The sequence below is a fragment of the Aureimonas sp. D3 genome, from assembly GCF_001463805.1.
Lineage (GTDB): Bacteria > Pseudomonadota > Alphaproteobacteria > Rhizobiales > Rhizobiaceae > Aureimonas > Aureimonas ureilytica_A.
The window spans coordinates 1-14,218 of sequence record NZ_BBWM01000036.1 but is presented as its reverse complement, the minus strand read 5'-3'; the positions used below and the strand labels follow the sequence as shown (position 1 = coordinate 14,218).

The 14,218-nt window shown below is 62.2% G+C and carries 13 protein-coding genes; 11 read left to right on the top strand and 2 right to left on the bottom strand.

Translation table 11 applies throughout. The annotated features are described in order from the left end of the window. Positions 1-283 precede the first annotated feature (283 nt). Both AUL36_RS10970 and AUL36_RS10965 read left to right on the top strand, forming a co-directional pair. Positions 284-1,633, top strand: a complete 1,350-nt coding sequence (locus AUL36_RS10970) for a long-chain fatty acid transporter (protein ID WP_062220451.1) — start codon at positions 284-286, stop codon at positions 1,631-1,633. 497 nt (positions 1,634-2,130) lie between these two features. Beyond that, on the top strand, positions 2,131-2,952 hold the full coding sequence (locus AUL36_RS10965) for a tetratricopeptide repeat protein (RefSeq protein ID WP_374700765.1): 822 nt from the start codon (positions 2,131-2,133) through the stop codon (positions 2,950-2,952). Positions 2,953-2,990: 38 nt separating this feature from the next. Here AUL36_RS10965 and xth read toward each other — a convergent pair whose 3' ends face one another. Beyond that, on the bottom strand, positions 2,991-3,773 hold the full coding sequence (gene xth, locus AUL36_RS10960; RefSeq protein WP_062220445.1) for an exodeoxyribonuclease III: 783 nt from the start codon (positions 3,771-3,773) through the stop codon (positions 2,991-2,993). A 133-nt stretch (positions 3,774-3,906) separates the two neighbouring features. Continuing rightward, entirely contained in the window at positions 3,907-4,254 is a 348-nt protein-coding gene (erpA, locus tag AUL36_RS10955; RefSeq protein WP_062220442.1) for an iron-sulfur cluster insertion protein ErpA, read from the bottom strand. A gap of 135 nt (positions 4,255-4,389) precedes the next feature. Here erpA and AUL36_RS10950 point away from each other — a divergent pair, with 135 nt between their 5' ends. The 9 genes from AUL36_RS10950 to serS form a co-directional block, all read left to right on the top strand. Continuing rightward, the gene (locus AUL36_RS10950; protein WP_062220440.1) at positions 4,390-5,607 is read left to right on the top strand and encodes a deoxyguanosinetriphosphate triphosphohydrolase; all 1,218 of its coding nucleotides are present in this window, start codon (positions 4,390-4,392) and stop codon (positions 5,605-5,607) included. A gap of 78 nt (positions 5,608-5,685) precedes the next feature. Then, positions 5,686-7,437: an arginine--tRNA ligase gene (argS, locus tag AUL36_RS10945; RefSeq protein ID WP_062220438.1), complete on the top strand. Its 1,752-nt coding sequence runs from the start codon at positions 5,686-5,688 to the stop codon at positions 7,435-7,437. Between the two features lie 85 nt (positions 7,438-7,522). Further along, positions 7,523-8,959 carry an SPOR domain-containing protein gene (locus AUL36_RS10940; protein WP_062220436.1) on the top strand — a complete coding sequence of 479 codons (1,437 nt, stop codon included), beginning with the start codon at positions 7,523-7,525 and terminating at the stop codon, positions 8,957-8,959. 95 nt (positions 8,960-9,054) lie between these two features. Further along, positions 9,055-10,080 carry a glycoside hydrolase family 3 N-terminal domain-containing protein gene (locus tag AUL36_RS10935; protein WP_062220434.1) on the top strand — a complete coding sequence of 342 codons (1,026 nt, stop codon included), beginning with the start codon at positions 9,055-9,057 and terminating at the stop codon, positions 10,078-10,080. A gap of 79 nt (positions 10,081-10,159) precedes the next feature. Beyond that, positions 10,160-11,272, top strand: a complete 1,113-nt coding sequence (locus AUL36_RS10930; RefSeq protein ID WP_244497104.1) for an ABC transporter ATP-binding protein — start codon at positions 10,160-10,162, stop codon at positions 11,270-11,272. 38 nt (positions 11,273-11,310) lie between these two features. Then, positions 11,311-11,541, top strand: a complete 231-nt coding sequence (locus AUL36_RS10925; RefSeq protein WP_058598243.1) for a twin-arginine translocase TatA/TatE family subunit — start codon at positions 11,311-11,313, stop codon at positions 11,539-11,541. A 48-nt stretch (positions 11,542-11,589) separates the two neighbouring features. Then, a complete protein-coding gene (tatB, locus tag AUL36_RS24920; protein WP_082655766.1) occupies positions 11,590-12,093 on the top strand; it encodes a Sec-independent protein translocase protein TatB in 504 nt (167 codons plus the stop codon). Beyond that, complete coding sequence (gene tatC / locus AUL36_RS10915) at positions 12,090-12,905, top strand: twin-arginine translocase subunit TatC (RefSeq protein ID WP_058598244.1); 816 nt, start codon at positions 12,090-12,092, stop codon at positions 12,903-12,905. Before tatB ends, tatC begins: the two co-directional genes overlap by 4 nt. 39 nt (positions 12,906-12,944) lie before the next feature. Further along, the coding region (serS, locus tag AUL36_RS10910; RefSeq protein WP_062220432.1) for a serine--tRNA ligase at positions 12,945-14,218 on the top strand (1,274 nt) is incomplete at its 3' end.

Genomic DNA, 14,218 nt, shown 5'->3' with positions numbered 1-14,218 from the left:
AACGAATTTGAACTCTTCCGTAAAGGGAAGAGTTCCATATCGATTGGAAGGCGGAAGGATCGCGCAGGCAGGTCCTCCGCCTTTTCTTTAAATAGACTGGAATCACAAGATCTTGGCGCTTGCGCTTCGCATCACGCTTCAGGTGTTGAGACGGGATCACAGCACTGCCACAATTCGCGAGATGGCCAGATCGTAAGGTTTCAACCAGAAGGCACTTATGACAGGCTCCCAGCAAGCCGAAGCGTCTAGACTTCGCGCGCAGACCGGTCTGGGGGAAATTTGCATGAAGTTCGCGCGTCAACTGATCATCGCTTCGACGGCGCTCGCGTCGACCATGGGAATGGCGCAGGCCGGCGGCTTCCAGCGTGGAACAGCCGATACCGACATTCTCTACGAACCGGGCACGTTCTCCAATCGACTGAGCTTCACCTATGTTTCGCCCCAGCGCGGCTTCGAGTCGATCAACGGGGTTCGCGGCGACTACGGGACCTATACCGGGAGTTATCAGATCCCCAGCGCGGCCATCAAATTCGGCGGCGAGGCGGCCGCCTGCGCTGGCAACTACGTGGAGTCCTTTGCGGGGGAAGGCGATTACCGATCGCTTCCCGGGGGCGCCCAGCCCGCGCAGTTTCCCGGCGGGGCGCGCGTGCGCGATCTGGAATTCAAATCCAACGAATGGAGCGCGACCTGCCGCGTGAGCTATACGCAGGATCGAATGCGCTTCAGCCTGCTCGGCGGTTTGTTCGTCGAGGATTTCGAGTTCAACGGAACTTCGCTCGCCAACCGCAATATTTCGGCCAGCCTGCCGGCTTCCCTGAGCCGGACGCTGGGCGGTCTTGGGGCCAGCCTTCTGGTTCCGGTCGCACTGACGGCCGATACCGACGCGAGCAACAAGCCTGGCTATCGCATCGGCGCGGCCTTCGAGATCCCGGAGATCGCTCTGCGCGCTCAGGTGCTCTACCGCTCCGAAGTGAAGCATGACGACATCGCAGGCACAGGCACTCTAGCCGCGACGGGTGACGCATTTGTCCAACTCGCGGATGGTCGCCGCCTTTCGATCCCAACCGCTGCGGCCTTCCTCGCCGGCAACGGTATTTCCGTTCCGTCGGCGCTGATCTCCGCTCTTCCGACCACGGGAACGGTTCTGGCGAGCGGTCTTCCGGCCTATCAGAACACGGCCACGAGCCCGCAAAGCCTGAACGTCAATTTCCAGACCGGCATAGCAGAAGGCACGCTTCTGCTCGCTTCATTCCGCTGGACGGACTGGAGCACCAACAAGGCCGTTGTGACGACGGTAGCGGGCATTCCCAATATCAGCCCCTACAACTGGGATGATGGCTACACCGTGAGCCTCGGCGTCGGCCGTGCCTTCAATGAGAACGTCTCGGGCAGCATTTCGATTGGCTACGACAGCGGCGTCTCGCGTGGGTCCGAAACGACCTATACGGATATCTACACGCTGTCCGGCGGCGTCTCGCTCAAGAACAACAAGTGGGCGGAACTCCGCTTCGGTGGTCTCGTCGGCTACTGGACCGGCGGGAGCCAGAGCGTCAGTCGGGGTGCGCTTTTCAATGCGACGGTCGGCGACGACTGGGTCTATGCGGCAAATGCCTCGCTGAAGCTCAACTTCTGACCGTCGTACCTACCGATCAATGAGCGTCTGCGCCCGGCTTCGTCCGGGCGCTTTTTGTGTTGCCGGCTCGGAATCAACTCGTTCGCAAAGTTGCCGAGGGGCATTCTGTGGAGTGACGGCAACAGTATTGTGCGATCTCATCGGATAACATGGATCCGCGAGATGGTGCCCCGTTGCCGCCATAAAAGAACGGCAAGACCCGGCAAGCATCATCGCTGGAAAGACTCGATTTTCCCTTGGGATTGGTCGGGTCGTTGAGGTGTCATGACGTTCGACCAAGTTCCCGTCAGTAAGGTCGCTCAGGCCCTCGTCAGGCACCCGAATCTTCCCGGGAGCCGCCGCGATGTTGCGTGTCAACAAACGTCCGTCTCTCAGATGTCCGCTCAAATGCGGAAGACGTTTGGCGCGCTCACGATCGGTTCGTCTTGGGAAACTCGTGTCGAAGGTTCGATGGGCTCCAGCACAATTGTCCTTCGGACTCGAGACGCTTGAGTTTCGTGCCGATGCGTCTGACCGGTGTTTCCGTCCTATGCCTGCCACTTGTGATCGTCTGCAGCTTGCTGGGGCAAGCGTGGGCTCTCGATCCCTTGTCTCTGGCGGCAGACCCGCACAGCAAATCGCCGCGCGAGTTTTTCTCGATGGGCTTTGCGGCCTATAAGCGCGGCCACAAGCTCGAAGCCTTACAGGCTTTGCAGCGTGCGGCCGATCTCGGTCATGCCGGCGCGCGTTGGAAGCTCGGTCAGATGTATGCCGAAGGCGATGGCGTCAAGGAAGACGATTTCGAAGCCTTCAAGATGTTCGAGGAAATCGTTCGGGATCAGGAAGACGATACGTCCTCCTCACCAAACGCGGCCTATGTCGCGAGCGCAGTGATCGCGCTGGCGGAGTATATGCGAAGCGGCATTCCCGGCACGCCCGTTTCGGCGGACCCGGCGCAGGCGCGCCAGCTTTACGCTCATGCTGCGACCTATTTCGGCGACGCGCAGGCGCAGTTCGAACTGGGTCGAATGCTGCTGGCGGGCGAGGGCGGGCGCCCCAATCCGCGCCAAGCCGCGCGCTGGCTGCAACTCGCCGCCAAGAAAGGCTACGCCAAGGCCGAGGCGCTGCTCGGCTATCTCCTGTTCGATGGCGAAACGATTTCGCTTCAGGCCGAGCCGGCCAAGGGGCTCGCCATGCTGACGCGCGCGCTGAAGGCGGCGCCCGACAAGGACAAGGATTGGATTCGTCCGCTTCAGGAGGAAGCCTTCTCCCTGTCGAGCGAAACCGAACGACGCACAGCGCTGGCTTACGCGTCCCAGAGCGACCCGGACCCGCAATAAGCGGCCAGCCGAATCGGCCAGCTTTCAGTCGCGGGTTCTCAGTCTTCGATATTGAGCACGACCGGAACGTGGTCGGACGGCTTTTCCCAAGCCCGGACATATTTGTCGATCCGCACGCCCTTCATGGCCGCCGATAGCTCGGGAGACAGGAGCATATGGTCGATGCGGATGCCGTTGTTCTTCGGCCAAGCGCCGGCCTGATAGTCCCAGAACGTATAGGTCTGTGCGCGGTCCGTGGTGGCGCGAAGGGCATCGACCAGACCCAGATTCATCAGACGACGATAAGCGGCGCGGCTTTCCGGCTGATACAGCGCGTCCCCCAGCCAATCTGCGGCATTCTTGGCGTCCTCCGGCTGCGGGATCACGTTGTAATCTCCGGCGAGAACGAACGGCGTCTCCTCAGCCAACCATTGCCGTGCAGTGCGCTCCAGACGCTCCATCCAGCGAAGCTTATAGGGGAATTTCTCCGTGCCGACCGGGTTGCCGTTGGGAAGGTACAGCGAGGCGATGCGGATCGGACCTCGGCTCGTCGACCATAGCCCCGATATGAAGCGCGCCTGCTCGTCCGTCTCGTCGCCAGCCAGCCCGCGCTCGATCGAGAGGGCTGGGGTCTTCGACACGAGCGCGACGCCGTTGAAGCCTTTCTGGCCGTGTGTTTCGATCTGCCAGCCGCGCGCTTCGATTTCGGCGCGCGGGAAGGCCTCATCGACGCTCTTGATCTCCTGAAGGCAGGCCACATCAGGCTGACACTCGTCCAGCCATTGAAGAAGAGCGTCGAGCCGCGCCTTGACGCCGTTGATGTTCCATGTGGCGACCAGCATCGAAACTCTCCGTGAAGCCCGAGGCCTGCGAAGACCGTCTGGGACCACCACAATCCATCATAGCGGCCCTGAAAACGCGGCTGGCGCGTTTCGGTCGCTGACCTGCCCGCCATGCCCTTGCGGGCGCGCCCTGTCAAATCGAGAAGGAGGTTCCGCATCCGCAGGAGGCGACGGCGTTCGGATTGCGGATCTGGAAGGACTGGCCCATGAGATCGTCCACGAAATCCACGACCGATCCGTCCAGATAGGCGAGGGAGGTCTGGTCGATGACCACCCGCGCGCCGTCCTTCTCGATCACCAGATCGTCGGCTTCGGAATCGTGCGTCAGATCGAACTTGTAGGAAAAACCGGAGCATCCGCCCCCTTCCACCGAAATGCGTAAGGCGTTTTCGCTGGGCGTCTTTTGAAGAATGGACAGGATCCGCTGTGCGGCTGCGTCGGAAACCGTGACGGGCGTCGTCGTTGCGAGCACTTCGCTCATGTCGAATCCGGCCAGCGGAACGCGCTGTCCGACCTCTGCTTGTTGACCTCGTGCTCCTAACGTATGGATGCGCTCCCGGTGGGTCAACGCCGGGCCGAACCGATGTTTCGGCGCGCAGGCGAAGGGATGGGCTGCATGGCGGCGGACTCAAGCTTTATCCCGATCGGCTTTGGCCGCTGCGCTCTCGCGCCCTTTGCGAGCGATCCCGAGCGGTCGCGCGGCCGCCTCGTGGCGGAGTCGGACAGCCCGACGCGCACGCCGTTTCAGCGCGACCGGGATCGGATCATCCATTCCACTGCCTTTCGTCGGCTCAAGCACAAGACCCAGGTTTTCGTCGCCTATGAGGGCGATCACTTCCGCACGCGCCTGACCCATACGATCGAGGTTTCGCAGATCGCTCGTGCCTTCGCGCGTGCGCTTCGGCTGGACGAGGATCTGACCGAGGCGATCGCACTGGTCCATGATTTCGGCCATACGCCTTTCGGTCACGCCGGGGAGCGAGCGCTCGACCGCTGCATGTCGCCCTATGGTGGCTTCGACCACAATGCGCAGTCGCTGCGGATCGTGACGGCGCTGGAACGGCGCTATGCGGAGTTCGACGGTCTGAACCTTAGTTTCGAAACGCTGGAGGGGCTGGTCAAACACAATGGACCCATGCTCGGTCCTCACTCGACCTGGCAGGGTGAGGTGCCCCGCCCGATCCTCGAATTCGACGCGCGCTATCCACTCGATCTCTCTCGGTTCGCTAGCCTGGAAGCCCAGGCGGCGGCAATTTCCGACGACATCGCCTATAATACTCACGATCTGGACGATGGGCTGCGAGCCGGGCTGATCCATCTGGATGATCTCGCCGAACTGGATCTGGCAGGTTCCATTCTGCGGGACGTTCGAGCCCAATATCCCAATCTCGACCCGGCCCGCATGGCGAACGAGATCATGCGCCGCCACATCACGCGCATGGTCGAAGACGTGATCACCGCGACTTTGCGACGGTTGCAGGAGGATCGCATCGAGACGGCGCAGGATGTGCGCGATGCCGGCCGGACCCTGCTTTGTTTCTCGCCCGAGATGGAAGAACTGGCCCGTCGGACCAAGAGCTTCCTGTTTGCCCGGGTCTATCGCAGCCCAAGCGTCTCGCGTGTCATGACGCGGGCGGAGACCTTGGTCGAGGATATGTACCATCGCTTTGTCGCAGCTCCTCACGAAATGCACGGAGCCTGGAGCGAGGCGTTGGAAGGTCTGGACGAGGCGCGCCTCGCACGGCGCGTTTCGGACTATCTCTCCGGTATGACCGACAGCTACGCGGTATCGGAACATCGCCGCTTGTTTGACGATACGCCCGAATTGCGTTAGGCGCGCCGCTTCAACTCCCGTTCGGAAGAGCGGTGGGCGGCGTTTCGTTGTGCCGGTTTCTCCAATCTGGACCTGATCATGAATATCTTCACCGACTTCGAGCAGCGCGTTCGCAAAGCAGTGGAAGCTATTCTGTCCGCACGGGGAATTGAGGGAGCCGATCTCTCCCGCATTACCGTCGAGCCGCCACGGGACGCCAGCCATGGCGATCTCGCGACGAATGCCGCCATGGTTCTCGCCAAGCCGCTGGGACTGAAGCCGCGCGACCTGGCGGACGACATCGCTGCCAAGCTCGCGGACGACGCGGATGTCGCATCGGTCGAGATCGCCGGGCCGGGTTTCATCAATCTGCGTCTCCAGCCGGCTTTTTGGACGAACCATCTCCACGAACTTCTGATCCAGGGCATGGATTACGGTCGCGGCACTTCCACCGGGCACCGCGTGAACGTCGAATATGTATCGGCCAACCCTACCGGTCCCCTTCACGTCGGCCATTGCCGAGGGGCTGTCGTCGGCGATGCGATCGCCAATCTGATGGGCTTTGCCGGTCACGACGTGACCAAGGAATATTACATCAACGATGCGGGCGAGCAGGTGAACGTCCTCGCCCGCTCCGTTTTCCTGCGCTATCGCGAAGCGCTGGGGGAGACGATCGGCGAGATCCCGGCCGGGCTTTATCCTGGCGACTACCTAAAGACGGTCGGCTCGGCGCTCGCCATCCGCTACGGCCGAGAGCTTCTGGCGCAGGATGAGGCCGAATGGCTTCCCGTCGTGAAGGCCTATGCCATTAGCGCCATGATGATGAGCATTCGGGACGACCTGAAGGAGCTCAACATCACGCAGGACGTGTTCTTCTCCGAAAAGACGCTACATGAGGGCGATCCGAGCCGTATTGCCGCCAGCGTGGAGGCGCTGCGCGAGCGCGGTTTCGTGTATCAGGGCACATTGCCGCCACCCAAGGGCCAGCTCCCCGAGGATTGGGAAGACCGCGAGCAGACGCTGCTGCGCTCGACCGATGTCGGGGATGATGTCGACCGTCCACTCGTTAAGTCGAATGGCGCCTACACATACTTCGCGGCCGACGTGGCCTATTTCGCGGACAAGTTCGCGCGCGGCTTCGACGAGATGGTCTATGTGCTCGGCGCGGACCATGGTGGCTATGTGAAGCGTCTGGAAGCGGTGGCAAAGGCCGTGTCCGGCGGCAAGGCCGAGGTCGATGTCGTCCTGTGCCAGCTCGTGAAGCTGTTTCGCAACGGCGAGCCGGTCAAAATGTCCAAGCGCGCCGGTGAGTTCGTGACGTTGGCTGATGTGGTGGAAGAAGTCGGTCGCGATGCCGTTCGCTTCATGATGCTCTTCCGCAAGAGTGACGCGCCGCTCGACTTCGACTTTCAGAAAGTCACCGAACAGTCGAAAGACAATCCGGTTTTCTACGTTCAGTACGCGCACGCCCGCGCTCGGTCGATCGTGCGCCAGGCGCAGGCCGAGGGCATCGACGTGTCGGCTCTGGACCGGGTCGATCGCGATGCGCTGGCGCATCTGACGGACGAGGGGGAGGTCGCGCTGGTGCGCAAGCTGGCGGAATATCCACGTTTGATTCAAAGCGCGGCCCAAGCCAAGGAACCACACCGCCTCGCATTCTATCTCTACGACGTCGCTTCGGCTTTCCACGGGCAGTATAATCGCGGCAAGGATCAGCCTGAGTTACGCTTCGTTAAGCCTAACGATGTGACAATGACCGCAGCTCGATTGGGATTGGTTCAAGCCGTCGCCTTCGTCATCGCCTCGGGTCTCAGTCTGGTCGGCGTATCGGCCCCCGAGGAAATGCGTTGACGCTCCACGCTTTGACCATGTTCGACCCATAGGGCGGAAGGACGTTCAGGAAATGACGGGTCGCCTCGGTTCTAGGAGGTGATCCTTGCGTGAGGTCGGCGCGATGAAGGACTACAGGGACGCCCATTTCTCCGCGGCCGATCGCGATCCTTTTGCGGATCTCGTTCGCGCCGTCGAAGGCTCGTCGGGACGTGGTTCTTCGCAGGCTGCCCGCCAGGATTGGGCGGGTTCGCATGGCTATGAACCCGTTCTCGGGCCGGAAGATCGCGTGGCCGCCCCCATGCCGCAGGGGCGCCCGTCGCGACCGGTGAACGCGGAGACTCAGGAAGCCCTGCGCAATCTCAGCCAACCGGCACGTCCCCGCGATCGCTATCCGGCGGAAACACAATCGTTCGCGCCGGCTCGGGAAATCGAGCCCGAGCCCTATGTCGCGCCGCGTCAGCAATTGTCCGACACCCGCCAGACTTTGACGCTGGATGATTTCGACGATCTGATCGCCAGCGAATGGGCCGCGATGCAGCCCGCTCCGCAAGCCTATGACGAAGACGAATACGGCTATGACGATGATCGTTATGGCGAAGAGGCCGCCGCCAACGTGCGTCGTCCGTCGCGCCTGCGCAAGTTCGCGATGGTCATGGGCGGCATGGCCGCGACCGTTGTGGTCGCCGTGGCTGGAACGATGGTTTACACCGGCGGCGGCTCGCTCGCGCCGGGCAATGACGGACCGATCCTGATCAAGGCCGACGCGCAGCCCTACAAGGTCGTTCCGGCGGAGACGGGCGGCCGGACGATCCCGAACCAGAACAAGGCTGTTTACGAGCACGTCGCGGCCGGAAACGCCAAGGTCGATGCGCCCACCCAGCGCAAGCTCGTGACCGCGATGGAAGAACCGATCGACATTTCGGAAAACGACGACGCGTCGTCCGCCGCTCTTCCCGGCGTCATGGTCGGCGAGAATGTCGCCTTGCCGAGCGAATCGGATGCCGAGCCCGAAGTGCCGCCGGCGCCCGGCGCGCAGGTCGCCTCGGCAGAAGGGACGCTCCAACCGCGAAAGGTTCGCACACTGACGGTGCGCCCGGACGGCTCGCTCGCGCCTGCCGCCGAAGAGGCGAGTATCGCCGGCCAGCCGGCCATGCTGCCGACGTCTTCGACGCCGATCGCCCATAAGCCGGCCGCGGCGGCCCCGGTTGCTGCAGTTGTTGCGCCGACCATGCCGGCCGCCGCTCCGCAGCCCGACCCCGTTCAGGTGGCGTCGGTTCAGCCAGCGCAGCCGAGCGACGATGCGTTCTTTGTGCAGATTTCCTCGCAGCCGAGCCAGGCGTTGGCCGAAGAATCGATGGCCAACCTGTCCAAGCGGTTTTCCAGCGTGATCGGTGGCCGCAATGTCGGCATCAAGTCGGCCGAAATCGCGGGCAAGGGAACGTTCTATCGCGTTCGCGTGGCGGCCAAGACAAAGGGCGAGGCGGCATCCCTGTGCGACAGCCTGAAATCAGTCGGCGGAAGCTGTTTCGTGACGCGCTGAGCCTCGCGGCCGGCTTCACGATCGGCGTTCAGCTGCCCGGAAAGGGCGGGCCGCCAGAGCCCGCTCCAGAGCAATCGCATCCTACGGACGTGTCGATGAGTGGAACCAAGGCTTGGATTTCCGGCTGCAGCGGGCTTCGGCTGACCGCCGACGAGCGCAGTTTCTTTCAGGACGCGCGGCCCTGGGGTTATATCCTCTTCGGTCGAAATATTTCCGAAGCTGCGCAGGTTCTTGACCTCGTGGCGGAGTTGCAAAGCCTCGACGGCCGCGACACCGTTCCTGTGCTGATCGACCAGGAAGGCGGCCGCGTTCAGCGCCTCCGGCCTCCGCTTTCGCCGCGCTTCCCGCCCTCGGCGACGATCGGGCAGGTCTACGCTGCCGATCGCGACAAGGGCAGGCGGGCCGCATGGCTTCAAGGCCGCCTGCTGGCGCACGACCTTCGACAGGGTTACGGCATCAATGTCGATTGCCTTCCCTGTCTCGACGTGCCGCAACCCGGCGCGCATTCGGTGATCGGAGATCGCGCCTATGCTGATGATCCGGGCAGCGTCGCCGAACTCGGCGGGCTCGCCGCCCGTGGCCTGATGGCGGGCGCGGTTCTGCCTGTCATGAAGCACATTCCGGGGCATGGGCGTGGCAACGCCGATAGCCATTTGGAACTGCCGCGCGTAACGGCGGCGCGCGCCGATCTGGAAGGTTTCGATTTCCGGCCATTCCGCGATCTGCGCGATCTGCCAGCGGGAATGACCGCCCATCTCCTGTTTGAGGCGCTTGACCCGGCGCATCCCACGACGCTGTCTTCCATCGTCATCAACGAGATCATTCGCGGCCTGATCGGCTTCGATGGATTGCTGATGAGCGACGACATGTCGATGAAGGCGCTTCAAGGCAATATGGGCGAGCTGGCGAAGGGCGCGATTTCTGCGGGCTGCGATCTGGCGCTTCACTGCAACGGCGACATCGCAGAGATGGTGCAAGTGGCCGCCGGCGTTCCCGAACTGGGCGGACGCGCCAGCGAGCGCGCGGAACGGGCGCTGGACGTAATTCGCGTCGCCCCGGAAGCTCTGGACGAGCCGATGCTTCGCGAAGAGTTCACCAGACTCACGGCGACTCTCGCTTGAGGGCAGTGGGCTTCGGCTTTAATTGACTGAGACGATCAAGTTCTGATCGGTCGATGAGCGAGGCTGAGGAGCGCGACACATGACACTTCACATGCGTCCGGTTGCTGCAGCGGACACACCTGCTCTCGATATCCGTGCAGGGCAATCCGCCCTTACGTTTCGCGATCTCTCCTTCGAGGCCGGGGGACGTGAGATACTGCGGGACGTATCGATCCAAGCGGAGGCTGGGAAGGTCTTGTGCCTGCTGGGACCATCCGGCTCGGGGAAAACCAGCCTCCTTCGGATGGCGGCGGGTATCGAGCGGCAAACCCGAGGCGAAATCTGGATCGGGGATCGGCTGGTCGCCGGCCCCGAACGATACGAGCCACCCGAGGCGAGGGGTGTCGGGCTGGTCTTTCAAGATTTCGCCCTGTTTCCGCACAAGACGCTTCGCGACAACGTGCTCTACGGCCTCGCCGGTCTTCCGCGTCGAGAGGCCAAGGCCCGAGCGGAGGCTGCGCTCGACCATGTTCGGCTCGGGCCTCTCGCCGATTCGTTCCCGCATCATCTGTCGGGCGGGGAACAACAAAGGGCTGCCCTGGCCCGGGCTTTGGCACCGCGTCCTCGCGTGATCTTGATGGATGAGCCCTTCTCCGGACTCGATAGTCGCCTCAAGGATGATGTGCGTGCCGAAACGCTGGCGATCCTCGCACAAACGCGATCGACTGCCGTAATCGTCACGCATGATCCGGAAGAGGCGATGCGCATGGGCGATCGGATCGCGCTTTTGCGGAATGGGCGCCTCGTGCAGACGGGAACGCCAAGACAGCTCTACCTCTATCCATCCAGCCTCTTTGCAGCCGGTTTCTTGTCCGAGATCAATGTCTTGGAAGGGAGCGTGCTGGCAGGAAAAGTGACGACCCTCCTGGGCATCGTCGCACACTCGCCACGATCGGATGGCACGAAAATGGACGTTGCAGTTCGTTTGACCGGTGTCAAACTGTCGACTTCGACGGAGGGAACGTCTGCTCGCGTTCTGGAGCGGCGTTTCCTGGGCGGCGAGGAACTGGTTCTTCTTGCGGTCGATGGGGCATCCGCTCCCGTCAGGGCGAGGTTTCATCCTGGCGAACTCGCCGACAATGTGCACGATGTCTTTGTAGCCGTTGATCCGGTTGAGACTTTCGTGTTTGAAAGGACCGAGGGTTCGGTTTGAATTTGGTGCGCGGCCTGCCCGCGCCATGGAGGCGTATCATGGGTAGCTTCAGCATTTGGCACTGGCTCATCGTTCTGGCCGTCGTGCTGCTTCTGTTCGGGCGCGGAAAGATCCCCGAATTGATGGGCGATGTCGCCAAGGGCATCAAGAATTTCAAGAAGGGCATGGCCGACGACGAAACGCCGGTTACGCAGGAGCGTCGTTCTCTGGACGCTCGCGAGGGCGACGCCATGACCCACGACTCCGTCACGGAGAAGTCCCGCATCTAAGGGACGGGCGGCACGTATCGTGCCGCCGTTCGCCTTCCGGGGATCGTCATGTTCGACATCGGTGGACTTGAGCTTCTAGTAATTGCGGTCGTTCTGATCGTCGTCGTTGGTCCTAAGGATCTCCCCAAGATGCTGCGCACCTTCGGGCGCGTCAGCTCGCAAATGCGTCGCATGGCGGGGGATTTTCGCCGCCAGTTCGACGAGGCCTTGAAAGAGGCTGAGTTGGAGGAACTGCGCCAGACCGCCAAGGATGTGCGTGATCTCGATCCGCGCAACGACCTTCGCAAGGCGATGAATCCGATCCGAGCGGTTGGCGACGAAATTCGTTCGTCCATCAAGGCGGCGGCAGAGGCGCCGGAACCCAAGGTTCCGTCTCCGACGCAATCGCCTGTGCCGATGGAGTCCGCGCCCGTTCCCCAACCCGATTCCGCTGTGAATGGGAGCGCCTATCCCCTAACGGATGCAAGCTCGACGCCGATTCAGGTTCGTCCCGAAACGTCGACGGCCAGCGAATCCTCGGCTTCGCGCACATCCGTTGGAGGCATTCAGTGACCGAGCGTTCCGAGTCCGACATCGAGGCGTCGTCCGCCCCGCTGATCGAACATTTGATCGAGTTGCGTCGTCGGTTGATCTGGTCGATCGCCGGCTTCTTCGTGATGTTCCTGATCTGCTTCTTCTTCGCGAAGGGCATCTTCAACGTTCTGGTCGTCCCGTATCAGATCGCGAGCGGTTGGGCTGGGCTCGACCCGTCCAATGTGGAGCTGATCTACACGGCCCCTCAGGAATATTTCTTCACGCAGGTGAAGGTCGCCGCTTTCGGCGGCGTCTTCCTCGCCTTTCCGGTGATCGCGATCCAGATCTACAAGTTCGTGGCACCCGGTCTTTATCGGGACGAACGCGCGGCTTTTATTCCCTTTCTTATCGCGACGCCGCTCCTGTTTCTGCTGGGAGCGCTGCTGGTCTATTTCTTCTTCACCCCGATGGTGATGTGGTTCTTCCTGTCCATGCAACAGCCAGGGCAGGGAAGCGATGCGGCCATTCTCTTGTTGCCGCGCGTGTCCGAATATCTGTCGCTGATCATGACCCTCATCATTGCTTTCGGTCTTGTGTTCCAGCTGCCGGTGATCTGCTCGCTTCTCGTCCGGGCGGGGATCGTGACGGCGGATGGTCTGCGCTCCAAGCGCAAATATGCGATCGTCCTGTCCTTCATCGTGGCGGCCGTGCTGACGCCGCCCGATCCCATGTCCCAGATCGGTCTTGCGATCCCGGCCATCATTCTCTACGAGATTTCCATCATCACGGCGCGGATGATCGAGAAGAAACGTGGCGTGCGTCTGGCGGCCAGAGAAGCCGGCACGGAGTGATCCGGACGGTTCCGGCCCGCCTGTAGCGGACTGGAAAAGATGCTGGATATCAAATGGATCCGCGAAAACGCGGAAGTTCTGGACGAAGCTCTGACGCGTCGCGGCTCGTCCGCGACGGCCTCCGACATTCTTCGTCTGGACGAAAAGCGGCGCCAGCATCTGAAGGCTCTGCAAGATTGGCAAAGCCAGCGCAACGAAGCCTCCAAGCAGATCGGCAAGGCCAAGGCGTCCGGCGACGCGGCAGCTGTCGACGAGGTCATGCGCGCGGTCGCGGACCTGAAGGCGAAGATTCAGGACGGCGAAAAGCTCGAGCGCGAGATCGATGCCGAGATCGACGCCGTGCTCGCCACGCTGCCCAATGTCCCGCTACCCGAGGTGCCATTCGGCACCGACGAAACAGGCAATGTCGAGGTTCGGCGCACAGGCGAGAAGCCGACCTTCGCCTTCAAGCCCAAGGAGCATTTCGAACTGGGTGAAGCGCTAGGTCTCATGGACTTCGAGCGCGCCGCCCGCATGTCCGGCTCCCGCTTCACGGTGCTTCGGGGGGAACTGGCGCGTATGGAACGCGCGCTCGGTCAGTTCATGGTCGACACTCACACGCGTGAGTTCGGCTATGAAGAGGTGTCGCCGCCTTTGCTGGTGCGAGACGAAGCGCTGTTTGGAACGAGTCAGCTCCCGAAGTTCGCCGAGGACCTGTTCCAGACCACGGACGGGCGCTGGCTGATTCCGACGGCCGAAGTGTCGCTGACGAATCTCGTCCGGGAGGAGATCACCGACGAATCCGCGCTTCCGCTGCGCTTCACCGCCCTGACGCCCAGCTTCCGATCCGAAGCGGGGTCCGCCGGCCGCGACACGCGCGGAATGCTGCGTCAGCATCAGTTCTATAAGGCTGAACTGGTTTCCGTGACGACCCCGGAAACATCGTTGGAAGAGCATGAGCGCATGACGGCGGCCGCCGAAGCCGTGCTGAGCAAGCTCGGCCTGCATTTCCGCACGATGATGCTGTGCACCGGCGATATGGGTTTCTCCTCCCGTAAGACCTACGACATCGAGGTCTGGCTGCCGGGACAGGACGCTTACCGCGAGATCTCGTCCTGCTCCGTTTGCGGAGATTTCCAGGCGCGCCGCATGAACGCCCGCTATCGCCCGGCTGGGGAAAAGGCCGCGCCGCGCTTCGTTCATACGTTGAATGGGTCAGGAACTGCGGTTGGCCGGGCTCTGATCGCCGTCATGGAAAACTATCAGCAGGAAGACGGCACCATCCTGGTTCCGGAGGTGCTGAAGCCTTATCTCGGTGGTCTCGAGCGGATCGG

Bases quoted from the DNA above. Each gene is read 5' to 3' on its own strand.
- AUL36_RS10970 (WP_062220451.1), top strand. From the start codon at position 284: ATGAAGTTCGCGCGTCAACTGATCATCGCTTCGACGGCGCTCGCGTCG.
- xth (WP_062220445.1), bottom strand. From the start codon at position 3,773: ATGCTGGTCGCCACATGGAACATCAACGGCGTCAAGGCGCGGCTCGAC.
- erpA (WP_062220442.1), bottom strand. From the start codon at position 4,254: ATGAGCGAAGTGCTCGCAACGACGACGCCCGTCACGGTTTCCGACGCA.
- AUL36_RS10950 (WP_062220440.1), top strand. From the start codon at position 4,390: ATGGCGGCGGACTCAAGCTTTATCCCGATCGGCTTTGGCCGCTGCGCT.
- argS (WP_062220438.1), top strand. From the start codon at position 5,686: ATGAATATCTTCACCGACTTCGAGCAGCGCGTTCGCAAAGCAGTGGAA.
- AUL36_RS10935 (WP_062220434.1), top strand. From the start codon at position 9,055: ATGAGTGGAACCAAGGCTTGGATTTCCGGCTGCAGCGGGCTTCGGCTG.
- AUL36_RS10930 (WP_244497104.1), top strand. From the start codon at position 10,160: ATGACACTTCACATGCGTCCGGTTGCTGCAGCGGACACACCTGCTCTC.
- AUL36_RS10925 (WP_058598243.1), top strand. From the start codon at position 11,311: ATGGGTAGCTTCAGCATTTGGCACTGGCTCATCGTTCTGGCCGTCGTG.
- tatB (WP_082655766.1), top strand. From the start codon at position 11,590: ATGTTCGACATCGGTGGACTTGAGCTTCTAGTAATTGCGGTCGTTCTG.